The sequence below is a fragment of the Sphingomonas sp. YR710 genome (genome assembly GCF_900101455.1).
Classification (GTDB): domain Bacteria; phylum Pseudomonadota; class Alphaproteobacteria; order Sphingomonadales; family Sphingomonadaceae; genus Rhizorhabdus.
The window spans coordinates 90,389-114,399 of sequence record NZ_FMZJ01000005.1 but is presented as its reverse complement, the minus strand read 5'-3'; the positions used below and the strand labels follow the sequence as shown (position 1 = coordinate 114,399).

Here is a 24,011-nt window from a genome sequence, read left to right as displayed (position 1 = left end):
GGCCTTTTACGCATTTGCAGCACAGGCGCATTTCGAAACAGACGCCTTGCGTCGCAAATCCGCCGCATTGCCAAGCCAATAGAACGCCCCATATTCGTCCCTCTTTCGGGGCGGCGTGGAGATATTCGAGGTCTATCGTGAAAGTCAGCGCAACCAAGCCCGCCTTCTGGGCGCGATCGCACCATCTGGACCGGATGACGCTCGGCGAACTCGTCGTCGCTTATTTCCAATATCCGGCCATTATCGCCTATCTCGTGCTGGCGGCAGCGGCGATCGGTGGAGCGGTGTGGCGTCCGGGCCCGCTGCTGCCCTCGATCGCGGCCATCATGATATCGATCATGGTCTATCCGCTGGTCTGGTACGTGCTGCACCGTTGGGTGCTGCACAGCCGCTGGATGTTCAAGGTACCGTTGCTGGCCGCGACCTGGAAGCGCATCCATTATGACCACCATCAGGATCCGAACCATCTCGAAGTGCTGTTCGGCGCACTGCATACGACCTTGCCACCCATCGTTCTCATGACGGTCCCGCTGGGCTACGCGCTGGGCGGCTTCGGCACGGCGTGCGCGGCATTCGCCGCCGGCCTGCTGACGACCTGCTTTTACGAGTTTTGCCATTGTATCCAGCATCTGTCGTATAAGCCGCGCTTCAAATTTCTGGTCGATATGAAGGCGCGCCACATGGCACACCATTTCCATGACGAAACCGGAAATTTCGGCATCACCAACTTCTTCTGGGACAAATTGTTCGGCACATTTTACGAGCGGATCGAGCGTTCGCGCAAAAGCGAAACCGTGTTCAATCTGGGCTACACGCCCGAGATCGCCGAGCTCTATCCGGCCGTCGCCCGCCTTTCCGGTGGCGTCGCCACCGGCCACCCGCGCCAGCGCCACCATCGGTAACACCGACCATGTCGATCAAAATTCGTCCGGTCCTTAACAGGGCCGACAAAAAGCGTTTCATCGACCTCGCCTACGAGTTGAATGCCGCGGACCCCAATTGGGTGCCGCCGCTGAAGGCGGACGTGATGGAATTGATCACGCCGGGCAAGAATCCCTGGTTCGAACATGGCGAAGCGCAATTATTCCTGGCCGAGCGCGATGGAAAGCTGGTCGGCAGGATCAGCGCACATATCGATCATCTGCTGCTCGGCATGGCACCCGAGAAGGGCGGCGGTCCCGGTGTCGGCAATTGGGGCCTGTTCGAGGCCGCCGATCGCGACGTCGGCACCGCGCTGATCGCGCAGGCCGAGCAATGGCTGCGCGACAAGGGCATGACCAGCGCGATGGGACCGATCAGCATTTCGGTCTGGGACGAGCCCGGCCTGCTGGTCATGGGCCATGATCATCCGCCAACCGTGATGATGGGCCATCACAATCCCATCCATCAGGGATGGATCGAAGGGGCCGGCTATGCCGCGGTCCGCGATCTGCTGACCTATCAGGTCAATATCGTCGAGCGATTCCCCCCGTTCGTTCAACGCATCATCCAGTCTGGTGAGCGCAATACGCGTATCCGTGTCCGGCAGGTCGACAAGAGCCGCTTCGCCGAGGAAGCGACCCTGATCCTCAACATCCTGAACGATGCCTGGTCGGACAATTGGGGGTTCGTGCCGATCACCGACAGCGAGATCGCCTATGTCAGCAAGAAGCTGAAGCCGATCGTCTATGAGGACCTGATCCTTGTTGCCGAAGTCGATGGCGAGCCGGTGGCGTTCATGATGACGCTGCCCGATCTCAACGAACTGACCCGCGATCTGGACGGCAATCTGTATCCGTTCGGCTTCATCAAACTATTGTGGCGCTTGCGCAAACCGAAAGTCACGACGGTGCGGGTGCCGCTGATGGGCGTTGTCCGCAAGTTGCAGAACACCCGTCTGGCCAGCCAGCTCGCCTTCATGATGATCGAAGATATTCGCGTGTCATCGGTCACCAAATATGGCGCGACACGCAGCGAGATCGGCTGGATCCTCGACAGCAACCAGGGCATGCGATCGATCGCCGAGACGATCGATGCAAAACCCAACAAGCTATATCGAATCTATTCGAAGGCGCTGTAACAGGAGGCCCGCATGACCCTGCAGACCTGGTGGATCTTCTTTTGTGCCGCCGCGCTGATTTCGTCCACCCCCGGCCCCAACATGCTGCATGTGATGACGCGAGCGATGCGCTTCGGCCTGGCGCGATCGATCTTCGCGATGGCCGGCTGCCTTTCCGGCGTGCTCACGTTGTTCGGCCTATCCGCCGCCGGCATGGGCGCGCTGCTGTCGGCGATGCCGGAGCTGTTCACCGTCGTAAAGGTGGCTGGCGCTGCCTATCTTATCTATCTCGGCATCAAGGCATGGCGCTCGAAGGTCACCGCGCCAACCTTGCCGGACGCCGAGATCGGCGGGCCTGTCCTTTCGGCCGGCGCGTTGTTTCGCGGCGGCCTGATGGTCGGCATCAGCAACCCGAAAGCGCTGATCTTCGCCGCGGCTTTCTTTCCGCAATTCGTCAATCCGCTCGCGCCCAAGGCGCCGCAATTGACGTTATTGGTCGCTACCTTTGCCGCGGTCGATAGCCTGTTCTACTTCATCTATGCGCTGGGGGGCCGATCGATCGCCGGCCGGTTGCGCAGCCCCGCCTGGCGACGCGCGCTCGATCGGATCACCGGCGGACTGTTTATGGGCTTCGGCGCCTCGCTGCTCGCCTGGCGGGGGTAACCCGCCGGTCAGGCCAGCACGATCCAGGTCGGCGCATGATCGCTGGCTTTTTCTTTCGCACGGGCATCCTTATCGACCCCCGCGCCGCGCAGCCGATCGGCGGCGGCGGGGCTCAGCATCAGATGGTCGATGCGAAAGCCGGCATCGCGTTGCCAGGCACCGGCCTGATAATCCCAGAAGGTATAGACTGGTCCCGTCGGATGCACCGCGCGGATCGCGTCGGTCCAGCCGGCATTGCACATCCGGCGAAAGGCCGCACGGCTTTCGGGCTGGGTCAGCGCATCATTGGCCATCGCCCGTTCCGAAAATACGTCATCGGTGGACGATGTCGGAATGACATTATAGTCACCCGCCAACACCACCGGGCGCTCGCCTTCCCATAAGCTGCGCGCGTGATGCAGCAGCTGATCGAACCAAGCCAGCTTATAGTCGAATTTCGGCCCCGGCACCGGATTGCCGTTGGGGAGGTAGATCGACGCTACGATGACGTCGCCGACATCGGCCTCGATATAGCGGCTATGGCTCGGATCGGGATCGTTGGGCAGACCCTTCATCCGCTCGACGGGCTGCTCGCCCCGGGCGAGGATGGCAACGCCGTTGAAGCCCTTCTGCCCATGCCAGATCGCCCCATAACCCGCCGCCTCGATATCGGCGATCGGGAAAGTCTCGTCCGACGTCTTGATTTCCTGCAGCAGCGCGACGTCGGGCCGCGTCTCGTCGAGCCATTCGATCAGCCGCGGAAGACGGGCCTTGATCCCGTTGATATTGAATGTTGCGATCTTCATGGCCGCAAGCGATAGCGCGCGCCGATGCGCCCGTCACCTTCAGATCGAGAAGCTGGACCCGCAACCGCAGCCCGAAGCCGCATTGGGATTGGTCACGCGAAAGGCCGCACCGCCCAGCGATTCGACATAGTCGACCGCGCCCCCGCGAACGAGATCGAGGCTCATCGGATCGACGACAAGCGACACGCCATCGCGCATGGCGACGGTATCGTCGTCCGCCGCGGCATCAGCGAGTTCGAACTTATACTGGAAACCGGCACAACCACCACCATCGATAGCCAGTCGCAAAATCGCAGGCTTGCCTTGCCGGGCGGCGATCGCCGCGACGCGGGCGGCGGCGGAAGGGGTAAGATCGATCTCGACTGTGCTGCTCATGCGCCCAAGATAGGCGTTCGCGGGGCCATCGACAATCGTCGACAGCATATTGGGCGCAATCAGTCTTCCGGACCACCCAATGCAACCGGCGTACCGGCCTGATCCTTCACCGCCATCAGATAATTCGCGGACTGCAGAAACGGGATCGGATTGACGGCATGGCCATCGATCCGGACTTCGTAATGGAGATGGCTACCGGTCGAACGGCCGGTCGAGCCGACATAGCCAATCAGGTCGCCGCGCTTCACCCGGTCGCCGGCACGGGCGGCGATCCGCGACATATGGCCGTAGCGGGTGGCGATGCCCTTGCCATGATCGATCTCGACGCAATTCCCGTATCCGCCGAACCATTCGGCGCGATCGACGATGCCGTCGGCGGTCGCATAGATCGGCGTGCCGGTGGGCGAGGCCAGATCGATGCCGGCGTGCATCGCCGCATAGCCATGGAACGGATCGGAACGAACGCCGAAGGCGCTGGTATAGGTGAAAGCAGAAATCGGCTTGATCGAAGGGATCGAGATCACACCCTTGTCCATCGCGTCCAGCTTTTTCCACGACATGAACAATGCATGGAACTGCTGTGCCGGAGAAGCATTATCTCCCTCGACACCCACCTGCGCCTGCGCGGCGGCGAGCGGAAACTGGATCAGTGCGGCGAGGATGGCGGCGAACCGGAAAAGCCGGGATTTCGTGAAGGTTGGCGCTTGGGCAGGTTTAAGATTTCGAAGGAATGACTTGCCAAAAAACGTCATTATCTGCCTCGCGACTCGATCAAACCGACCCTGGAGCCGATTGGCCCTAGGGAGAATTCCGTATTGCCGCTGTCAGGATTGCCCCCCCTGCTGCGACGCGGGTTCCTTGTGAGAAGGATCACAGTCCGCGGCAAGCCCGATATAGTATGCTTTCGTTAGACCGGCTTCATCGCGCGCCGAGTCGTTGAACGGAGGCTTAACCGCCCCGCCAAAATTTTGCCGGACCAGCTTGCGCCACGTCTCGACGGGATCGAATCGCTGCGTCGCACAAAGATAGCCGAACCATTCGACGCCGGCCGCGACATGGCCGACTTCATCCGCGGCTATCCTCTTGAGAATGCGCGCCGATGTCATATCTCCAGCGGCTTCGAAGCGCGCGATCATCGGCGGCGTGGCATCGAGGCCACGCGCCTCCAGCACCATGGGTACGACCGCCAGCCGCGCAAGCGCGTCATTGGCCGTCGCCGCAGCCGCCTCCCAAAGGCCGTCATGCGCCGGCAGATCGCCATAAGCCGCCCCCAGCACGCGCAGCCGCCGATCGACCAGCGCGAAATGCAGCGCCTCCTGCGCACCGACGGCCAGCCACCGATCGGCGAAACGATCGGGAAACATGCCGCCGAAGCGACCGACCAGATCGAAGGCGAGATCGATCGCGACATATTCGATATGCGCCAAAGCGTGCAGCATCGCGATTCGCGTGCGCTGCGATCCCGCCCGCCCGCGCCGGGGCATATGCGATGGCGGCAGCAGGATGGGGCGATCTCTGCGCGCCGGACGTGCCGGCATCGGTCGATCGAACGCGAAGCGAAGCCGGCCCAATCGCCAGTCGCGCGCCGCGGCCCGGGCCGCCATCACCTTGGTGCGCGGATCGACTGCTTCCAGCACCGCCCGGCAGACGGACCCGAGATCGTTCACCCGAGTGCCTTGACCGCCTGCAGCACCTCCGCCGCATGACCTGCGACCTTCACCTTGTGCCAGACCCTGGCAATCGTACCGTCGGCGGCGATCAGGAAGGTCGCGCGTTCGATGCCCATATAGATTCGGCCGTACAGGCTCTTTTCGATCCAGGTGCCGTAGGCATCGCACACCGCATCGTCGGTATCGGATGCCAGCGCGATCTTCAGCCCATGTTTTTCGATGAACTTCTGATGCTTTTTCGGAGTATCCTTCGATATGCCGACGACTGGCACTTCCAGGGCGGCGAATTCGTCCGCCAGCGCCGTGAAGGCCTGCGCCTCGGTGGTGCAACCGGGCGTATCATCCTTGGGATAGAAATACAGGACCAGCGGCTTGCCCGCATAATCCGCCACCGCCCTGCTGCTGCCATCCGGCATGTGCAGCGTTACGTTCGGCGCCTTGTCCCCGATATCTGGCATGTCCCATCCTCCTGCTGGATTCGCGATTGCAGCAGGCTTTCGCCGGGATCGCGCCAAACTTCAACCGAAGGCGGTAACAACCGTGCGTTTCCATGCCTGCCGCACAGTGCGGCGGGCATGATCATAGGCATCGACAAGCGCGTCCCAGCTCGGCTGACGGCAGGCGGCAGCGATCGCTTCCCGGATCTCCGGTGCCGGTGCCAATGGATTCGGTGACAACAGTTCGAACACGACCAGCATCCGGCTCAGCATATCGTGCGCAGCGATGATCGCCGGATCAAGCAGGCCCGCGGCCACCAATGACCGGATGGCGGCACGCAGCCGCGGGTGCAGGCCGATATGATGACCCAGCTGATTGACATGGACGGTGAACTCCAGATCGACGAGCCCGCCGTCGACCCGCTTGATATCAAACGGCCCGCGTGCGGGCTTATGCCGCGCAATATCACCGCGCATCTTGAGGGCATCCGCAAGCAGCGATCCGCGATTACGCCGCTCCCGCAGGCGTTGGCCGACAATGTCCGTCACCTCGCGGCGGGCGCGATCCGACCCGAACACAGGCCGCGCACGGGTGAGCGCCATATGCTCCCACGTCCAGGCGCTTTCCGCGTGGTAGCGACCAAAGCAGCTTGTCGAGCAAGCCAGCAGTCCCTTCGGTCCCCACGGACGCAACCGCGTGTCGATCTCGTAAAGTGGTCCCAGCGAGGTCGCGGTGGTCATGGCGCGGGTAATCCGCTGCGCGATCCGGCTATAATATTCGTTGGCATCAAGCGGTTTGGCGCCGTCGCTCGATTCGCGATGATCGCCGGTAAACAGGTAGATGAGATCGAGATCGGATCGGCAGGTCAGTGCCCCGCCCCCGAAGCGGCCCAGCCCCAGGATCACCAGTTCGCTACCCGCAATCCGGCCATGGACATCCACGAACCGGTCGATGATCGTCTGCGCCGTCATGCGCAGGGCTGCCTCTGCCACCAGGGCGGCATCGGTGGCGAGATCGGCCGGGTCGCCGATGCCTTCGAACAGTTGCAAACCCAGCCCGAACCGATAGCCATTGACGATATGGGCGAGACGCACGGCCGCTGCCGACTTATCCGCGCCCGCGAGCGCGACCGCCAGTTCATGTTCGATGTCGAGCAAGGGCGGCAACGGCGCATAGGCGCTGGTATCGATCAACCGGCGGACGAGCCCCGGTTGCGCGATCAGGAAGCGGGATAATGCAGGCACATGACCGAGCAGGCCCAATAGTGACTGCATCAGCGATGGACGCGCCTCGAGCGCGCCGAACAATATGATTTCAGGCGGCAATCGCGTGAGCAGTTCATCCATCGCGCACAAGGCCGAATCCGGATCGGGCAGAAGCGCAACCGTCTCGATCAGCTGAGGCATGAGTTCCCTGAACGACCGCCGTTCGGCTGCGCTGCGCATCACCGGCGGAATTCCGGTTCGCCAATCGCGCAGACGCCGGGCGCCGCTGATCGGATCGGCAAAGCCTGCGGCGATCAATTGCTCTTCCAGCGGCGCATGATCGGCCCGTGCCGTAGCGGCGAAGGTTCGCTGCAGATCGGCCAGGTCAGCGCGCAGCACTGCGAGCGCGGGCATCCATTCTTCAACCGGCATGCCCCCCGGCCGTGCGCCGGGTTCCATGGCCACAAGCTGCGCTTCAACGTCAGCCAGCGCCTCCATGACGGCCGCCTGCTGGACATCGAGTGATTTATCGGCCGCCATCGCATCCGCGACCATTCGCGTGGTGGTGGCAAGATAGCGATCGAGCGCCGAAAAGAGCCGATCGAACCGGTCGGGCTCGACCGCGGCCCTCAGGCTCGCGCCGCTGCGCGCGAGTTGCGCCAGGACCGTTGCAGGTGTCAGCGGCCAGGAACGGGCGGCGGGAAATTCGGGGTTCGCCGCCGCGGCGACGATGAATTCCTGCTTCATAGGGCGGCTCGCTCACGCGGGCGCCGAAGCCATGACCGCTCAGCGCGGCCGGCGACGCATTTCTTCATCGATCATACTCACAGCTACGCAACAACACTATGCCCTGTGTAGCGGCGATACTTTAAATACGGATGAATTTGCCTCGACCGATTCTCATTGCGAGACGCGCGCCCACTCCGCCGCAACAATTTGCCGCGCGGCATCATAAGCCGCTATGAGCGCTGGCCAATCGGGCAGGCCGCATGCCCGCACCACAATCGGCCGTGAGGCTTCGGGCGGCTCGTCCGACGATGGCGATACAAGCCGCAACGTTACCAGCATCCGGGTCAGCAATTCATGTGCGCCGATCACCGATTCGGCCAGCAGGCCAGCCGCGACCAAGGCGCGGGCCGCCTGCCGGAGGCGCGGGCTGAGGCCCGTCCTGTGGCGCAATTGCAGCAGGTGAACTGTGAATTCGGCGTCTATCAGCCCCCCGGGGATCAGCTTGACGTCGAACCGCCCCACTGGCGGCTTATGCTTGGCGATATCCGCGCGCATCTTGGCGGCATCCGCCACGAGCTTGCCCGCGTCGCGCGGGCGATCGAGCGTCGCATCGACGACCCCGGTCAAGGCAGCGCGCGCCTGTGCAGAGCCGTAGATCGGACGGGCGCGCGTCAACGCCATATGCTCCCAGGTCCACGCGCTTTCGCGCTGATAGAGATCGAAACTGTCGAGCGAGACGGCGAGCAGCCCTTGCGTCCCCGAGGGCCGCAACCGCGTATCGACATCATAAAGCGGGCCCGACGCAGTCGGCACCGACAAAGCGGCAGACACGCGTTGCGCGAGCCGATTGAAATAGGTGGTCGCGCCCAGCGGCCGTCCGCCGTCCGATTCCGGCGAGATATCGCCGGTGAACAGATAAACGAGGTCGAGATCGGATGCGTGTGTCAGCGCGCCGCCGCCCAGCCGACCGAGCGCGAGGACCAGAAATTCCCCGCCCGGCACCCGGCCGTGGGTCGCCTCGAACCGGGTGACGGTGGCATCAGCCAGCACCTGCAGAGCTGCCTCGGCGACACGGGCGTAGCCGGCAGCGACATCGATCGGATCCGAAACGCCTTCGATCAGCTGGACTCCGAGCGCAAAGCGACGCTCGCCCACGCGTTGACGAACCCGATCAAGCAGTAACTCGAAGTCGCCATTCGGCTCCAGTCCGGCAAATTCGGCCGTGAGATCATCCAGCGACGGTGGCGGCTGCAGGGCGGTCGCATCGATCAGCCCGTCGAGGAGCGCCGGGCGCCTAGCCAGCGCCTGCGACAATGCTGGGGCATGGCTAAGCACATCGATCACAGTGCGCGCCAATGCGGGCCGCGCATGCAGCAAGCGAAACAGATTAAGCGCGGTCGGCAAGCCGGTGACCAGATCGTCAAAGCGACTGAACGCATCGTTGGGATCCGGGGCCCGGCCCAGCGCCGCGATCAACGTGGGCATCATCGCCTCAAGCGCTTCCTGGGCCACAGGCGTCCGCAGCGCCCGGCTCTTGCCGGCCCGCATCAACTCGATCCGGGTGCGGGCGGCCGTCGCGTCGACAAAGCCCGCGTCGATCAGATGCGCCTCAAGTGCATCGGGATCGCGCGGAACATGCTGTACCGGCTCCCCATCGAGCGCGTCGTAAATTCCCCCCACGCGCTCGACGTCGGGCCGGAGCAGATCAACTAACGCGACACCGTCGGGAAGACCGTGGAGTCGAGCGACATTGTCCAGCGCGGCAATTTGTTTCGGCAACCGGTGGGTTTGCAGATCATCGACCATCTGCAGACGATGTTCGATCGTGCGATACAGGCGGTATGCGGCCGACAGGCCTTCCGCATCATCCGCCTCGATCCGGCCCGCGGCGCGCAAGGCGGCAAGCGCATCCAGCGTGGCGGGTGCGCGCAGCGCGGGTTCTCGCCCCCCATGAATAAGTTGATGGATCTGCGCAAAAAATTCGACCTCGCGAATGCCGCCGCGGCCACGCTTGAGATCGAAGCCGGGTCCCAGACGCTGTGCTTGCGCATGGTGCTGCCGAATGCGCCGCGAAAGCCCGCGGATTTCTCCGACTGCACCGAAGTCCAGCGACCGGCGCCAAATGAACGGCTGAATCGCGTCAAGAAAGCGTTGCCCCATGGCACGATCTCCCGCAGCAGCACGCGCCCGGATGAAGGCAGCGCGCTCCCACGGCAATGCCGACGATTCATAATAGCCGAGCGCCGCATCGATCGGCAGTGCCAGCGGCGTCGCCTCGGGTGACGGACGGAGGCGCAGATCGACCCGAAAGACGTAGCCATCGCCATCACGGGTCTGCAGCAGTTCGATCACGCGAAGGGCGATACGGACAGCCGCCTCGATGGGCTCCTCGCGCGGCCGCCGCGGCAGTGTTGCGGGATCGAAGATCAGGATCGGATCGATATCGGACGAATAATTGAGCTCGCGGCTACCATGCTTGCCGAGCGCAAGGGCGGCAAAGCCGACCGGATCGGCATCGGGCGTACGTTCCAGAATAGCCGCTCGGATCGCGGTATCGAGCGCGTGATCGGCGAAGCCCGACAGGCAGGAGACGACATCTTCAAGCGCCGCGGCGCCGCTGAGATCGGCCAGCGCCGTCGCCAGCGCAACCGCCTGCCGCTGCTGGCGCAATTGCTGGCCGGCATGTTTCAGATCGACGGGCGCCATACTGGACCGCACAGTGAACGGCAGACCATGTTCCGCGAAGGCCGATACGACCTCCGGGCGCCGCGCAGCAAGCATGCGCAGGAACCCGGAATGGTGCTCGATCCGCCGCAGGGCATCGACGAGGGGCGCGGGGAAATGAGTGGGCGTCATTGCCCTGCGGCATACGCAATTGGTTGATTTCCGCAATCCGGGAAACCCGCGAGGCATCAAGGCGTTATAGCTGGATGGATATTCAGCATCATAACGAGAAGCCGTCTGACGCCCCCTTGCGCCGTCAGCCGATTGCTCTGCCAAATGCGCAGGAGGGTGTCGGTAATGCTCTGCGTTCCGCTTTCGACGCAGGCAATTGGGCAATACCCGAGGATATGCGAAAACTGCTCGATCGGATGAACTGAAAGAATTCGGCCTCACCCGGCGGCAATTTACGACTCCGCAGTTCGCCCGTGGCTGAGTGTGTCCACGTCGGCCATGATTTGTTGGAGCGTGGATGTCGACGGATCGGTCTTATGATCGCGGCGCGAGGGTAATTGACCATGATCCATGAGCTGTTCGAGCGCCGCCCGACCACGCGCAACCCGGCTTTTGATCGTGCCGACCGCACACCCGCAGATTTCAGCAGCTTCTTCGTAGGCAAAGCCGCCTGCGCCGACCAGGATCAACGCTTCGCGTTGCGGTTGGGGAAGGTAGAGCAACGCGCGTTGCAGATCCGCGAGTTCCACGTGGCGGTCTTGCGACGCCGGCGCCGCCAGTAGCTTGCTGGCTGTCAGCTCGTCCCATTCACCGCGAAAACGCGCGCGTCGCATTTGCGACAGGAACAGGTTGCGCAAAATGATGAAGGTCCAGGCCCGCATGTTGGTGCCGGCCTGGAAGCGCTTGCGCGCAGCCCACGCCTTCATCAGCGTCTCCTGCACGAGATCATCGGCGAGGTCGCGATTGCCCGACAGGGATCGTCCGAAAGCACGAAGATGCGGTATCACCCGCGCGAGTTCATCCTTGAACTCGTTATCGGACAACGCGACCAGAACGCTGTCGGCATGGCCGACATCATCCAGATCATCGCGTTCAATTTCGTCCATCCTGTACCCCGCTGGAACGTCACTGGTCGTTAAACGACTCAACCGACGCTTTTAGTCCCCGAAAAGTCGGATGAATCTCATCACCCGTCCACGCAGCCTAACGTGCGCAACACCTTCGAGTTCCAATGAATACGCCGGCGTTCCCAACACCCGGCGTACGATGCCAAACGGAGACCGGCTTAGGCTTCGACCGTGGCCACGTCGAAGAACAGCGCCTGGCTGATCGCAGCTTTCACCGTCGAACGCTGAAATGGCTTGGTGATCAGGAACGTGGGCTCGGGACGCTCGCCCGTCAGCAGGCGTTCGGGAAATGCCGTGATAAAGATAACCGGCACGCTGAATTCGGCGAGAATATCCTTGACGGCGTCGATACCCGAACTGTCATCGGCAAGCTGGATATCGGCCAGCACCAGGCCCGGCCGCTGCGCATGCGCCAGCGCAACCGCCTCATCACGAGTCACTGCAACGCCGGTAACGCTATGCCCCAGATCGCGAACGATCGTTTCCAGATCCATGGCGATGATCGGCTCGTCTTCGATGATCAAGACTTCGGTCCGCGTCTGCCGTTCGATCTCGGCCAGCGCATCGACGACCAGTGCCTCCACATCATCTTCGGAACAATCGATCAGATAGGCCGTGTCGGAAACGGTAAACCCTTCCATCGCTGTCAACAGCAGGGCCTGACGCGACAAAGGCGTAATCGTCTGGAGACGGGCCTGGGCGATCCCTTCACGATCAAGCTCGTGACCACTCGAACTGGCGAGAACATCGTTGGTCGACGACCAGATCGCCTGAAACACCCGATACAGCCCCACGCGAGCATCGACATCGGCGGGGAAATCCGCCGGAGCGGCCACGATCGCCTCCAGTGCGGCGCGAACATAATTGTCGCCATGGCCCTGGCTTCCGGTGAGTGCGCGCGCATAGCGGCGCAGGAAAGGCAGATGGGGAGCGATCTTCTGGCCGAGCGACATGATGTGGTGGTCTCCTTAACTCTTGTACCGCATGTTCAACACGACCTGAACCGCTTAACAGTCCAGCCCGCATCAAGGAAGCCATCGTGACCCCCATTTTTGAATGTGCAAAAAGAGACATTCAGTGCATGGAACTAACGTCGAAGTTTTTTGTTTCCTGAACCACGGGTGCATTTTGTGGGAAAACCAAAAATGTTCGCAACTGCATATTGAACCTGTGGGATGGCCGCCCGTGGCGGCCGCCTTGCGTGGGTAGCATTGGGCGAAATGATGAACATCAGGGGCGCGGGTTTGTCGGGCAAAGAAAAGCAGAAGGCCGAGGCGGCGAACGACATTTCGACCACCAAGCCATCGCGCCGCAAGCGCAGCGATTCCGTACGCGACGCAAGCGTCGGCGCCGCGTTGCGATCCGCTTATGCCGAAGCCGTGAACGAAGAGATTCCCAGCGAATTCCTTGACCTGCTGAGAAAGCTGGATTGAGCGGTGATCGGTCGCCGCCTGTTTCTCGGGCGGTTGAATGGCCCGCACAGTGAGGCGTTCGCTGAATGACGCTGTCGTTGAAGGAAATGTTTTCCGGCTGGTCGTCCGGCACGAAGATGTTGCTGATCTTATCGGCGGCATTGTTGCCGTTGGGCGTCATAGCCATGCTGACCTCGCTCGACACAGCCCGCTGGGCTCATGGCCAGCGACAACTCGCCGCGCAGATGGCGGCCACCATGTATGCAGCAAAGGTCGATGCAGCGATCGATTCGCGACGGGCAGCGCTTCATATCGCCGTCGACAGTGCGCAGAACGCTTCGACATTGTGTACGGCGCTAGCCGGACGGGCCGTGCGCGACAATGACGAAGCTCTGCCGATCGCCGTGCGCACGGTTCAGGGCGAGCCGCTGTGCGGGGCACCCACTCCCACGCTACCATCGACCCACCGCCCAACGCAGCAACGCGATGCGATATGGATCGATGCGAATCATAGAATTCTGCGAATTGCCAGCCTGAGCAGCAAGAATGGCCTGATCGCCGAAACCGATCTCTCGCTTACCGATATCCGCCCCCGCGTCAGCGGCAGCGAAGATCTGCCGCTGATCGACCTCGATATTCGCGACGAGCAGGCCTCAGCCAGCATTTATTCCCGTATCGATCCGCCGGGGCAGACGCTGATTCGCAAGCCAGTGCTTCTTCGGGCACGCCCACTGCTGGTTATCGCGACATTCGCCGTAAAACCGATGGAATCGCGGACGATATTGCTGATCATGTTGCCAGTGCTGATGTGGGTGGCGGCAGCATTTACCGGATGGTTCATCGTCAAGCGCCTGCTCCTGATGCCGTTGGCGCAATTGCAGCAGACGATAGATCATTTCCGAACAGGGAAAGGATTCATCGCCATCCCGCGGCTCAATACGCCGGCCACCGAAATCCAGGAACTCGCGACCAGCTTCGCAACGGCATCGCGCCAGATTATCGATCATGAACGGGAGTTGGAGCTCGGCCTCCAACGCCAAACCCGCCTGACCCGCGAAGTACATCACCGCGTAAAGAATAATCTGCAGGTCGTTTCCAGCCTGATCAACTTGCATGCTCGCGGCGTCACGAACGATGCTGCGGTGGATGCCTATGCGACAATCCAGCGCCGGGTGGACGCTTTGGCTGTTGTGCATCGCAACCATTATGCCGAAATGGAGGAAAATCGCGGGCTATCGTTGCGAACCCTGGCCGGAGAACTGGCATCCAACCTACGCGCCTCCGCGCCGGCCGAAGCGATCGGGATGCCGATCGCCCTGCATATGATCAGCGCCAATGTCTCGCAGGATGTTGCCGTCCCGGTTGCTTTCCTGATTACTGAACTCGTCGAACTGATGATGCATTGCAATCCGAACGGCAGCATCCTGATATCCCTGGAGGAGGCCGATGTGCCCCTTCAGGCGTTGTTGCGAATAGAGACTTTGGGGCTGAACGACGGGGCAATGGATCGCTATCCAGGCATCGCCCGGTTCGATCGGATCATAACCGGCCTCGCCCGCCAATTACGGGCCACCCTCGTTCAGGATCGCCAGGCCGGCCGTTTTGAAATTCCTATTGCCATCCTCAGTTAGGCCTTTCGGACCGTGCCAATGAATTTTTTCGAACAAATGGGAACCGTACGCGCATAATCGCGTTTTCTTGGTCGGATAGCGGCGATTTGCCCCCCCCCCGCTCCCGCTATCCGCATAACACAGGGCCCGGCCGCACTATCCCCCCCGTGCTGCCGGGCCCGCATTTTTTGAATTTCGCGGGTGGAACAACACTCCCTGTCGGCATCATGGGAACAACCCGATGGTTGGAGCATTGTCATGGCGACCTCCACCACGGAGGCATCGCCATCCATGAGGACGTTCTTATGATCACACGCATTTTTTCCATTGCACTCCTGAGCACCACCTTGCTGGTCGCGGCTTGCAATACCGTCGAAGGTGCCGGCAAGGACGTCTCTTCAGCAGGCAAGGCCGTCGCCAACGCAGCCGCCGACGCAAAATAACAGGACAGACATTCGGAGCGGCACCGCCGCCGCGGGCACTCATTCAGCTGTGGCTGGTGCCGCGTTCCGCTTTTTCTCGGTGAACCAGATACCGATCAGCGCGATCTCGTATAAAATTATCAACGGCACCGCGAGCATGAGTTGCGATCCGATATCGGGCGGCGTCAACACCGCCGCGATCGCAAAGGCCCCGACGATCGCATAGCGACGCGCAGCGATCAGTTGTTTGCGGGTCACGATCCCCGCGCGTTCGAGCAGCATAAGAAGGATCGGCAGCAGGAATGCCAGACCGAACCCGAACAGGAATTGCATAACGAACGACAGATAATTGCCGACAGCGGGCAAAGCCTCCTGCTGAATTCCGCCAAGATTCCCCTGAAAACCGAGCAGGAAATGCAGCGCGAGCGGGATCGCAACATAATAAGCGAGCGATGCGCCGGACAGGAAAAGCACCGGTGTCGCCAGCAGAAATGGCAGGAGCGCGCGCTTTTCGTTACGGTAGAGACCTGGCGCTACGAACTGCCAAAGCTGATTCGCTATCACGGGAAAGGCCAGCATCATCGCAGCGAAAAAGGCCACCTTGATCTCAACGAAAAAGGCGTCGAACAGCTGCGTATAGACGACCTTCTTCTGCCCGGCATGGACCAAAGGCTGGACCAGAAAGGCGAAAATCGGCTTGGCGAAATAGAAGCAGCCAGCAAATGCCACAGCCAGCGCCAACAGCGACAGCAACAGCCTTTTGCGCAATTCCAGCAGATGATCGAGCAAAGGCGCCCGGCTTTCGTCGATCTCACTCATAATTTATCGGCCGGGCCCGCTCCATTATCCGCAGGCTTATGTGCCTCATGCGGCTCGATTGGCTCGATATGCACCGGCGGACCGCCGAGCGGCACCATCTCCCCTTCGATGGCCGGCTGTGCGGGATGTTCGCGCATGATCCGCGCATTTTCCTCTGCCCATTTCTTTTCCATTTCCTCAAGCTCGGACTGGCGGATCATCTCGTCGATACCCGAGCGAAAATGGCGGGCGACACCGCGCGCCTTGGCAACCCATTGCCCGACGAAGCGCATCGCGCGCGGCAGATCCTTGGGCCCGATCACGACAAGCGCGACCACGGCGACCAGCAGCAATTCGGTTGGGGCGATGTCAAACATCGCGCAGCATCATCCGGCGCAATCGAAAACCCTGCTCGAGACTATCAGTTGTGTGGCCGATCATCCGGCATCGGATGCAGCGAATGATCCGGGTTAGGGTCGAGCGGCGGCTGCTGCTGGAGGCGAACGGCAGGCTTCGGCGCCGGCGCTACCGGCTCGTCCTCTTCGGCCATGCCCTTCTTGAAGCTCTTGATGCCCTTGGCAACGTCACCCATCAGGTTCGAAAATCGGCCTCCGCCCAGCACGACGATCGCGACTGCACCAAACACCAGCCAATGCATCAGGCTGAAACTACCCATCACGATTCTCCTTCGATCCTGCCTATCTAGGCGTGATCGTCCGGCTTTTCCATCTCAAGCTGCGCAAAGGCGAGATCGACCGGATCGAGCAGTCCCGCGGCCTTCAGATCGGCGATACCGGGCAGGTCACGCCGGCTGTCGAGCCCGAAGTGCGAGAGGAAGGTCGGGGTCGTCGCATAGATGATTGGCCGGCCCGGCACTTCGCGGCGCCCGGCGGGCCGAATCCAGCCGGCCTCCAGCAGGACGTCGAGCGTACCCTTCGATATTTGGACGCCCCGGATCGATTCGATCTCCGCACGACTGACAGGTTCATGATAAGCGATGATAGCGAGCGTCTCGATGCCGGCCCGGCTGAGCTTGCGCGATTCCTCGCGCGTGCGGCGCAGGATATGGGCGAGATCGCCAGCCGTCTGGAAATGCCAGCGCCCGCCGCGATCGACCAACTCGATCCCGCGCCCGGCATAGAGCGCCTGCAGCCGAAGTAGCGCATCGCCCAGCCGCTCGACGCCGATCACGGTCGCGAGTTCCGCGTCCGTCATCGGCGATTCGGCCGCGAACAGCGCCGCTTCCAGCGCACGGAGGAAATCGTCGGGCTCGCCTCCCTCGCTCATGCCGTGCCCCGGATCATCAACGGCGCAAAGGCCGACTCCTGCATCAATGCAACGCGGCCCTGCCGCGCCAGTTCGAGCGTGGCGACGAAGCTCGACGCAAGCGCCGACCGGCGATATTCGCCCTCCGCGCCGGGCGGCAGGAAGCTTTCGAGCATCGCCCAGTCGATCGCGCTGCCCACCATCCGCGCCACCCGATCGATCGCCTGCTCCAGCGTCATCACCCGCCGCCGCTGCACCACGTGCACCGGCACCTCGGCGCGCGCGCGCACCACGCCATAAGCGGCGATCAGATCATAAAGACTGGCATCCCAGGCCGCCTTGCGAACGAGCCTCAACCCCTCGGGAAGACCGCGCGTGAAGACATCGCGCCCCAGCCGGTCGCGCGCCATCAGCCGCGCTCCGGCCTCGCGCATCGCGTTCAACCGCTGCAGCCGCAACTGCAGCCGCATCGCCAGCTCCTCGGGCGAGGGATCGATCTCCGGATCGCCAGGCAATAGCAGGCCGGATTTCAGATAGGCCAGCCAAGCCGCCATCACCAGATAATCGGCGGCAATCTCGAGCTTGAGTGCCTTCGCATTCTCGATGAATCGCAAATATTGCTCGACCAAAGCCAGGATCGAAATCTCGCGCAGATCGACCTTCTGCACACGAGCCAGCGACAGCAGTAGATCGAGCGGCCCTTCCCAACCGTCGAGTTCGAGCGTCAGCACATCGCCCGACGGCTCCTGCACGAGCGGCAGATCGAAATTGTCGTCATGATCGGACATGACGTGGTTAAATCAGGCTTTGCGCGCCAACGCCAGTTGGCGCGCAAAGCAATGTCGTGATCATGATCAGGGGAGAGGTAACCTACCGCCTACCCCCAAAAATTACGCCAGCAAACATCCCCAGCCGCCGTCGATGGGAATCGCGACGCCGTTTATATACGATCCACGGTCCGACACGAGGAACGCCGCGAGTTCACCGGCTTCCTCCGGGAGGCCCGGCCTGCCGAGCGGATTGACGGTCGCCCGATCGGGCTGCGCTTTCGCGGCGGCCTGCCCCATGCCCTCGGTCAGGATCAGGCCCGGACAGATCGCGTTGGAACGGATATTGTACTTGCCGCATTCGACCGCGAAACTTTTGGTCATCATCACGACGCCGGCCTTTGAAATCGCATAAGCCGCGCTGTTGGGGCTGGGAATCAGCCCCGCCAGCGACGACCAGTTGATGATCGCGCCGCCGCCATTGTTCTTCATCGCGCGGACCGCATGCTTGGCACCGAAGAACATGCCCTTGAGGTTCACGTTCAGCATGCGATCAAGGTCTTGCGCCGACATCGATTCAATCGGGCCGCCCGCGCCGATGCCTGCAACATTCAGCATGGCATCGAGCCGGCCGAACTTTTCCACTGCAAGATCGACGAGGGCGCTAAGCTGCGCCTCATCCGAAATATCGCATCGCGCCGCGATGGCATTGGCGCCAATCTCGGCAACGGTCTGTTCCTGCAAGCCGCTAATGTCCGCCGCGACAACCTTCGCGCCTTCGCGCGCCAGAATTTTCGCGGTTGCCTTGCCCATGCCCGAGCCCGCGCCGGTCACAATCGCGACCTTGCCGTCCAGCGTTCCCATATAATCCTCCCAATTGGTCCCGCAGAGGCGCCTGTGCATCAAGCGCCTCCGGAACCCGTGATAATTTCAGGTCAGGGTTGATCCAGCAATCACCCGCCGCTTTTTATTCTTGCGGCTTCTCGTACCGGCCGATTACCGACAGGGCTCCGCCATCGACCGGAACCTCAAGCCCCGTGGTGAACCCCGAATCATCCGAAGACAGGAACAGCACCGCATTCGCCACGTCTTCGGCGCTGCCCATCCGGTTCATCGGCACGAAGCGCGCGCCACGCTCTTCCAGCTCTTCCCGGCTTGGTACCCACCCGTGCCGCGTGAGGCCCTCGATCGAATGCGGCGTCAGCACCCAGGCCGGCAGGACGGCATTGCAGCGGATATTGTCGGGCGCAAAGGACACGGCAAAGAAATGCGTCAGAGCATTCACGCCGGCCTTGGAAATCGAATAAGCGAACATGCGCCCGCCGCCCGTGCGCGAGCCAATGGACGAAATATTGGTAATCGCACCGCCGCCATGCTTGCGCATGAGAGGAACGACAGCACGGGACGTCAGCCACATCGCGCGCAGGTTTATGTCCATCATGAGCTGCCAGCCCGCCACATCGAGGGCGAGCGGATCGGCATCGACGTGGTTGATGGCGACATTGTTCACGAGCGCATCGATGCGCCCCATGGCGCTATAGGAATCCTCGACGAGCCTGGCGCAATCATCGACATTGCCGACATCGGCGACGATCGCCTGCGCGGTTCCGCCGGCCTTTCGAATGAGTTCGACCGTCGCCTCGGCGCGGTCCAGATCGCGATCCACGACACAGACCTCCGCGCCCTCGCGGGCGAGAAAGAGAGATATCGCGCGGCCGTTGCCCAGCAAATCATGTTGCGGCTGGCCACCGCCAACGACGACGGCTTTCTTGCCCTGCATACGATCGCCCACAGAAGTCCCCTCTCGATATGTGCCGGGTCGGCATGAAAGCCGGAAACCAATCGGCAAGTTGCGTCTTGGCCCTTGCCTCAGACCGGCTTAGCCGCGTGACTCTGTCGACGGACGCTGCCACAGCTCCGGGCGGGCTTCGCGGCAACAATGGGCTCGGAACCCAGGCCCCGGGGTCGAACGACGAAGCGAGCATCCGCGATATGCGTGCCCACACGCCGTCGAACCGAACCGCCATCATGGGCGTAACAGCCATTTGCCGAGGCTCTACGCTCAGTCATCTGGCGCAGTGGGAATCAATATGCGCGGCATCGACAACCTCCTTGGCCGAGGGCCAAGCAGACGATCCGCCTGCGCCCACGCCCAGTTCGATATACAGTCGGGACCATCCTCGATCCGTGCTGCAAAGCTACGCTGCCTTCCACCCGCGAAGGCTCACGCCGTCGGCGCGCCACCGATGGCAAATGCCATCAACTTGCATCCCTGAGGACCGGGGCGCAGGCCATGCGAGGTTCCGCCCATGACAATGCAATCGCCCGCCTTCACCGGATGCGCCCCATCGCCCAGAAGCAAATCGCCGCCGCCGTCGATGAAATAGATCATCTCCAGCACGTTGCGATAATGCAGCTCGGTGGCCGCCGTTTCCTTCTCGCCCGGGCCATAAGGCTCATGATTGATCACATACCAGCTGATCAGACCAGCTGCGGGGTTGTCCGCAGCCCTCTTCCCCTCGCCGGGTGCACCGCACTTTGGCGGGCTCTCGCTCGTACCGAACAGCCGGGCGATCGTCGTACCCGGAATCCCGGGGATCGTATCAAAACCGAGGTCTTCGCGACGATCGACGATACAGGAGCGCCCTTGGGCATCAACGCCCAAAACCAGAAGCCGCATTGTCCCTACATCGCCTTTTCATACGTGGGGGCGCCGCCCATCTGCCGGATATAGGCCTTGATGGCGGTGTACGGCGCGTGGATCTTGCGCAGCGTGCGGGCCGAACCGCCGCCCTCCACGAAAGGACGACCGTGCTGGGCAACCATATTATCCCAGATAACCAGATCGTGCGGCTGCCAATAATGCGCGAGAACGACCTCAGGCCGGTACATATGCGCGTACAGTTCGTCGAGCAGGGCATTGCTCTCCGCCTTGGGCAATCCGACGATCTCGCGCGTTTGCTGCTCGCAAATATACAACATCGTCTCGCCGGTGCGCGGGTGCTTCAGGGCCATTGGCTTGATCGTGTCGTTCAGCTTGCCCCATTGTGGCTGGATCAGCTGCTCTTCGAAATCGGTGTCGCCGCGCCCCTGCTGACCACTTTCGTGCCGCGCACTCAGGCCCTCCAGACGCGCCTTCATGTCATCCGGCAGGGTGTTCCATGCGTGGACGTTATTGGTGAAGATCGTCGGTGTAGATGGCTGCTGCGCTTCGATCGCCCAAAGCGATGGAGTCTGATTAGCGATTTCCGACCACATCATATCCGCGTGGAACAGCAGCCGACCATAAGGCGCGCCACCGTCTTCTTCCTTGTTCGAAACGCAGGAAAAATTCTCGGTGTCGATACCCTCGATCGCCGACAGATCGCCGCCGGTGTGAAGAATCTCGACGATCTGATGCTGCTTGGCAACGCTGAGATCAATATTGCGAAATACCAGCACGGCGCGTTCGTCGAACGTCCGGCTCAGCAGCTTCCAATCATGATCCTCAATCGGAGCATTGGCATCGAAGCCAATGATTTCCGCACCGATTGCGGGATTTAACTTACGAATATCAAGCTTTTCCATGGCATCTCGCTCCTGCCCAAACCTTGCTGATCGGGGCATGGTGATTGTCTTCGGGACGAAAGAGCTACGCTCAGGCAGCCAGCGCGCGCCTCGCCGCTACGGCCTCTCCCACGGTGTGCGAGAAGCTCACATCGGGCAGTTCGTGCGGCGCGACCGGCGTAGCAACCTCTTCCACCGACGGACCAACGCGATCTGCAACCTTCTGCAGCATGTCGAGATCGAAGCCATAAAGCTTGGCCGCGTTCAACGAGGTCATTGCCCTCACTTCGTCCTCGGGGATGTCGTGGAACAGCAGGCGGACGGCAAGCTTGTTATACGGGAAACTGCCCTCGTGGTGCGGATAGTCATTGCCCCACAGGATCCGATCAACGCCAAGATCATAGCGCACGTCGAGATCTTTCCGCACGGCCAGCGACGGGGCAACATGCATGTTCTTGTGCCAATGCTCGGACGGCAGCTTGGTCATGTTTTCTACCGCGCGATGATAGAGCGGATAGGCAATCTGACCCTTTTGCGAGCCAAGCTTGACGGACCAGTCGAGGCGATTCAGCTCCGCGGGGATCCAGGCGCATCCCGTTTCCGTCATCACAAACTGCAGCTCGGGGAAACGTTCGAAAACGCCGCCGATCATGAGGTGTGGAAGCGTACGCTGGAAGAACATCTGGGTCTCGTAAACGCCCAGCGCGATCGCGGCCGGGCCGGTCTCGTCGGTCTCGGGCGGCCCGACACCCGCCGAGTGGCGATGGACCGGCATTCCGTAATCGCTGCAGGCCTTCCAGAACGGATCCAGCCGACGCTCATAGAGATTAACGATGCTGCACTGGTGATCAGCCGGGACGATGACGCCCGCCAGGCCCTGTTCCTTGGCCCACTTAACTTCGGCGATGGCATCATCGAGGTTGGTCAGGAAAACCTGAGCCAAGCCCGCGCGACGACCAGGGGCATCGTTGCAGAAATCGACCATCCAGCGATTGTGCGCCTGTACGCCCGCCCAGAGGCGGCGATATTCCTCGGCATTGGTAGGTGACGGCGCGGTCACCGCACCCGAGGGGTAGAAGGGCGGCACGGTGTTGGGGAAAATGACTTCCGCAACCACGCCCTGGCCTTCCAGGATCGTGACACGCTCCTTGCTTTCCCAATTATATGCCGACGATGCGGAGGAAACGCCAAGACGCAAGCCGACGTCATCCGTATCGGCCAGATCCTTGTCGAAATCGGCCCAGGGATCATAAAAATCCTTGGCCCAAACCTCAAACTCGTCGTGAAATTGCTTCGCGAGGTAAGGCTTGTAATCGCGGATGCTGGCGCCAGCATGACCATCTGCCGTGATCAGCACATAGTTCTTGGAGCCGGATGCTTCACTGCCCATAAAACTCTCCTCAACCGTTTCACACTGCACTGGCCAAGGCATCAAGGTCGCAGCGCGTGCAGGCCCAAAAGCCTAACTATCACATTTTATAGTAGTCGCTATGTCTCGGCTGTCAAGCGGCCACACATCGCCACCAGAAAACTCGGATTGATGCTTTTCGCACGGATCAACGATGTGTGCAAACGGAGCCATCCGCCGTGATTCCGTTGGCTTTCGCGGTCCGGCACGCCGGGCTATCCGCCTGCGTTCGCTGCAAGGCTTTTGCGGCGCGCGAGTTCTTCGCGAATCATCACGGACAAGCCCCTCACCACCATGCCACGCAAATCGGCCCCCTCAAGATCCCCGGACTTCCCCATCAGACGAAGAATTGCTCCCTCCGGGAGATCCGCGATACGCCGGGTTATCGCCGAGGCGATCAAGAAGCTGCGCATCGTCATGAAGGCGAAGAACACAACCTCGTGATCGTCGGCGGCAGCGCCGAGCGCCTTTGACAACAGGGGGCCTGCCAGCCTGTCGAAAATTCCGGCGCCTCCGCGATCGACAACGCGATCGGCAAGCGCCGACATCTTGGGGTTGGCGGACAATTCGAGCAGGATCTGCATCTGGACGATGTAGATATCCTGCCCGTAATAAGCGCCGAGGACATTCAGCACGTCGTCGAGCCGTTCCTCGAGCGTTTCGCCACTGATCACAGCCTTGCTGATGCGCTCTTCGGCAGCGCGGCCAATGTCGTTGACGACATCCAGCATCAATTGTTCGCGCGACCCGAAGAGATGCTGAATGGATCCCCAGGTAACGCCTGCCCGCCGTGCAATCTCGTTCGAACTGGTATTATAGTAGCCGATCTCCATAACCGTCGCCACAACGACATCCAGCACCCGGCGGCGCGTTTCTTCCGCGTCACCACGACGCCGAGTTCGACCCTTCGAACCGTCCACTCGCTTGATCCCCTTCAGGTTCGGCGGCAAATTACAATCCAGCACCCTGCCCCAAACGCCGGTCAATATTGTGAGGGAAGCACATGGCGCAAGTGGAAAATCCCTTCGGGGCCGACTTGGGAAAGCCGCATCCGACATCCGCTTGACAGCCCCGTC

General features: G+C 61.7%; 27 protein-coding genes. 7 read left to right on the top strand and 20 right to left on the bottom strand.

Annotated features, from left to right (window positions below; translation table 11 throughout):
- The first annotated feature begins 194 nt into the window (after nucleotides 1–194).
- The 3 genes from BLS13_RS07850 to BLS13_RS07840 are packed head-to-tail and all read left to right on the top strand — an operon-like array spanning nucleotide 195 to nucleotide 2,701.
- Nucleotides 195–902: a sterol desaturase family protein gene (locus tag BLS13_RS07850; RefSeq protein ID WP_093451364.1), complete on the top strand. Its 708-nt coding sequence runs from the start codon at nucleotides 195–197 to the stop codon at nucleotides 900–902.
- An 8-nt stretch (nucleotides 903–910) separates the two neighbouring features.
- Nucleotides 911–2,059 carry an N-acetyltransferase gene (locus BLS13_RS07845; RefSeq protein WP_093451175.1) on the top strand — a complete coding sequence of 383 codons (1,149 nt, stop codon included), beginning with the start codon at nucleotides 911–913 and terminating at the stop codon, nucleotides 2,057–2,059.
- 12 nt (nucleotides 2,060–2,071) lie between these two features.
- Entirely contained in the window at nucleotides 2,072–2,701 is a 630-nt protein-coding gene (locus tag BLS13_RS07840) for a LysE family translocator (RefSeq protein ID WP_093451173.1), read from the top strand.
- Between the two features lie 8 nt (nucleotides 2,702–2,709).
- Here BLS13_RS07840 and xth read toward each other — a convergent pair whose 3' ends face one another.
- Genes xth through BLS13_RS07825 form a run of 3 tightly spaced genes read right to left on the bottom strand, consistent with a single transcriptional unit; the run spans nucleotide 2,710 to nucleotide 4,421 of the window.
- The gene (gene xth, locus BLS13_RS07835) at nucleotides 2,710–3,486 is read right to left on the bottom strand and encodes an exodeoxyribonuclease III (protein ID WP_093451172.1); all 777 of its coding nucleotides are present in this window, start codon (nucleotides 3,484–3,486) and stop codon (nucleotides 2,710–2,712) included.
- Between the two features lie 39 nt (nucleotides 3,487–3,525).
- The gene (erpA, locus tag BLS13_RS07830; protein ID WP_093451363.1) at nucleotides 3,526–3,861 is read right to left on the bottom strand and encodes an iron-sulfur cluster insertion protein ErpA; all 336 of its coding nucleotides are present in this window, start codon (nucleotides 3,859–3,861) and stop codon (nucleotides 3,526–3,528) included.
- A 59-nt stretch (nucleotides 3,862–3,920) separates the two neighbouring features.
- On the bottom strand, nucleotides 3,921–4,421 hold the full coding sequence (locus tag BLS13_RS07825; protein ID WP_371128192.1) for a M23 family metallopeptidase: 501 nt from the start codon (nucleotides 4,419–4,421) through the stop codon (nucleotides 3,921–3,923).
- A gap of 9 nt (nucleotides 4,422–4,430) precedes the next feature.
- Here BLS13_RS07825 and BLS13_RS20980 point away from each other — a divergent pair, with 9 nt between their 5' ends.
- A complete protein-coding gene (locus tag BLS13_RS20980; RefSeq protein WP_256325773.1) occupies nucleotides 4,431–4,595 on the top strand; it encodes a hypothetical protein in 165 nt (54 codons plus the stop codon).
- A gap of 90 nt (nucleotides 4,596–4,685) precedes the next feature.
- Here BLS13_RS20980 and BLS13_RS07820 read toward each other — a convergent pair whose 3' ends face one another.
- From BLS13_RS07820 to BLS13_RS07795, 6 genes are all read right to left on the bottom strand, one after another.
- On the bottom strand, nucleotides 4,686–5,528 hold the full coding sequence (locus tag BLS13_RS07820; RefSeq protein ID WP_256325758.1) for a ferritin-like domain-containing protein: 843 nt from the start codon (nucleotides 5,526–5,528) through the stop codon (nucleotides 4,686–4,688).
- A complete protein-coding gene (gene bcp, locus BLS13_RS07815) occupies nucleotides 5,525–5,989 on the bottom strand; it encodes a thioredoxin-dependent thiol peroxidase (protein ID WP_093451169.1) in 465 nt (154 codons plus the stop codon). The genes BLS13_RS07820 and bcp overlap by 4 nt, the downstream gene beginning before the upstream one ends.
- A gap of 60 nt (nucleotides 5,990–6,049) precedes the next feature.
- Nucleotides 6,050–7,921: a hypothetical protein gene (locus BLS13_RS07810; RefSeq protein ID WP_093451167.1), complete on the bottom strand. Its 1,872-nt coding sequence runs from the start codon at nucleotides 7,919–7,921 to the stop codon at nucleotides 6,050–6,052.
- Nucleotides 7,922–8,074: 153 nt separating this feature from the next.
- Entirely contained in the window at nucleotides 8,075–10,759 is a 2,685-nt protein-coding gene (locus BLS13_RS07805) for a bifunctional [glutamine synthetase] adenylyltransferase/[glutamine synthetase]-adenylyl-L-tyrosine phosphorylase (protein ID WP_093451166.1), read from the bottom strand.
- A gap of 272 nt (nucleotides 10,760–11,031) precedes the next feature.
- Nucleotides 11,032–11,685, bottom strand: a complete 654-nt coding sequence (locus BLS13_RS07800) for a sigma-70 family RNA polymerase sigma factor (RefSeq protein WP_093451164.1) — start codon at nucleotides 11,683–11,685, stop codon at nucleotides 11,032–11,034.
- Nucleotides 11,686–11,864: 179 nt separating this feature from the next.
- A complete protein-coding gene (locus BLS13_RS07795) occupies nucleotides 11,865–12,659 on the bottom strand; it encodes a response regulator (RefSeq protein WP_093451163.1) in 795 nt (264 codons plus the stop codon).
- Between the two features lie 267 nt (nucleotides 12,660–12,926).
- Here BLS13_RS07795 and BLS13_RS07790 point away from each other — a divergent pair, with 267 nt between their 5' ends.
- From BLS13_RS07790 to BLS13_RS07780, 3 genes are all read left to right on the top strand, one after another.
- Entirely contained in the window at nucleotides 12,927–13,139 is a 213-nt protein-coding gene (locus tag BLS13_RS07790; RefSeq protein WP_143011904.1) for a NepR family anti-sigma factor, read from the top strand.
- 65 nt (nucleotides 13,140–13,204) lie between these two features.
- On the top strand, nucleotides 13,205–14,749 hold the full coding sequence (locus BLS13_RS07785; protein WP_093451160.1) for a sensor histidine kinase: 1,545 nt from the start codon (nucleotides 13,205–13,207) through the stop codon (nucleotides 14,747–14,749).
- 284 nt (nucleotides 14,750–15,033) lie between these two features.
- Complete coding sequence (locus BLS13_RS07780) at nucleotides 15,034–15,171, top strand: entericidin A/B family lipoprotein (protein WP_081911883.1); 138 nt, start codon at nucleotides 15,034–15,036, stop codon at nucleotides 15,169–15,171.
- Nucleotides 15,172–15,210: 39 nt separating this feature from the next.
- Here BLS13_RS07780 and tatC read toward each other — a convergent pair whose 3' ends face one another.
- From tatC to BLS13_RS07725, 11 genes are all read right to left on the bottom strand, one after another.
- Nucleotides 15,211–15,969 carry a twin-arginine translocase subunit TatC gene (tatC, locus tag BLS13_RS07775; RefSeq protein WP_093451158.1) on the bottom strand — a complete coding sequence of 253 codons (759 nt, stop codon included), beginning with the start codon at nucleotides 15,967–15,969 and terminating at the stop codon, nucleotides 15,211–15,213.
- A complete protein-coding gene (gene tatB / locus BLS13_RS07770; protein WP_093451157.1) occupies nucleotides 15,966–16,325 on the bottom strand; it encodes a Sec-independent protein translocase protein TatB in 360 nt (119 codons plus the stop codon). Before tatB ends, tatC begins: the two co-directional genes overlap by 4 nt.
- Nucleotides 16,326–16,369: 44 nt before the next feature.
- The gene (locus BLS13_RS07765; RefSeq protein WP_093451155.1) at nucleotides 16,370–16,624 is read right to left on the bottom strand and encodes a twin-arginine translocase TatA/TatE family subunit; all 255 of its coding nucleotides are present in this window, start codon (nucleotides 16,622–16,624) and stop codon (nucleotides 16,370–16,372) included.
- 26 nt (nucleotides 16,625–16,650) lie between these two features.
- Entirely contained in the window at nucleotides 16,651–17,235 is a 585-nt protein-coding gene (gene scpB / locus BLS13_RS07760; RefSeq protein ID WP_093451154.1) for an SMC-Scp complex subunit ScpB, read from the bottom strand.
- The gene (locus tag BLS13_RS07755) at nucleotides 17,232–18,002 is read right to left on the bottom strand and encodes a segregation and condensation protein A (protein ID WP_093451152.1); all 771 of its coding nucleotides are present in this window, start codon (nucleotides 18,000–18,002) and stop codon (nucleotides 17,232–17,234) included. The genes scpB and BLS13_RS07755 overlap by 4 nt, the downstream gene beginning before the upstream one ends.
- A 102-nt stretch (nucleotides 18,003–18,104) precedes the next feature.
- A complete protein-coding gene (locus tag BLS13_RS07750) occupies nucleotides 18,105–18,884 on the bottom strand; it encodes an SDR family NAD(P)-dependent oxidoreductase (RefSeq protein ID WP_218123248.1) in 780 nt (259 codons plus the stop codon).
- Between the two features lie 64 nt (nucleotides 18,885–18,948).
- Nucleotides 18,949–19,773 carry an SDR family NAD(P)-dependent oxidoreductase gene (locus BLS13_RS07745; RefSeq protein WP_143011903.1) on the bottom strand — a complete coding sequence of 275 codons (825 nt, stop codon included), beginning with the start codon at nucleotides 19,771–19,773 and terminating at the stop codon, nucleotides 18,949–18,951.
- A gap of 432 nt (nucleotides 19,774–20,205) precedes the next feature.
- Complete coding sequence (locus tag BLS13_RS07740) at nucleotides 20,206–20,661, bottom strand: hypothetical protein (protein WP_093451147.1); 456 nt, start codon at nucleotides 20,659–20,661, stop codon at nucleotides 20,206–20,208.
- A 5-nt stretch (nucleotides 20,662–20,666) separates the two neighbouring features.
- Complete coding sequence (locus tag BLS13_RS07735; RefSeq protein WP_176943486.1) at nucleotides 20,667–21,548, bottom strand: TauD/TfdA dioxygenase family protein; 882 nt, start codon at nucleotides 21,546–21,548, stop codon at nucleotides 20,667–20,669.
- Between the two features lie 70 nt (nucleotides 21,549–21,618).
- Nucleotides 21,619–22,959 (bottom strand): amidohydrolase family protein, encoded by a 1,341-nt coding sequence (locus tag BLS13_RS07730; RefSeq protein WP_093451144.1) that lies wholly within the window; start codon nucleotides 22,957–22,959, stop codon nucleotides 21,619–21,621.
- Nucleotides 22,960–23,150: 191 nt separating this feature from the next.
- The gene (locus BLS13_RS07725) at nucleotides 23,151–23,795 is read right to left on the bottom strand and encodes a TetR/AcrR family transcriptional regulator (RefSeq protein ID WP_176943484.1); all 645 of its coding nucleotides are present in this window, start codon (nucleotides 23,793–23,795) and stop codon (nucleotides 23,151–23,153) included.
- Nucleotides 23,796–24,011: the final 216 nt, after the last annotated feature.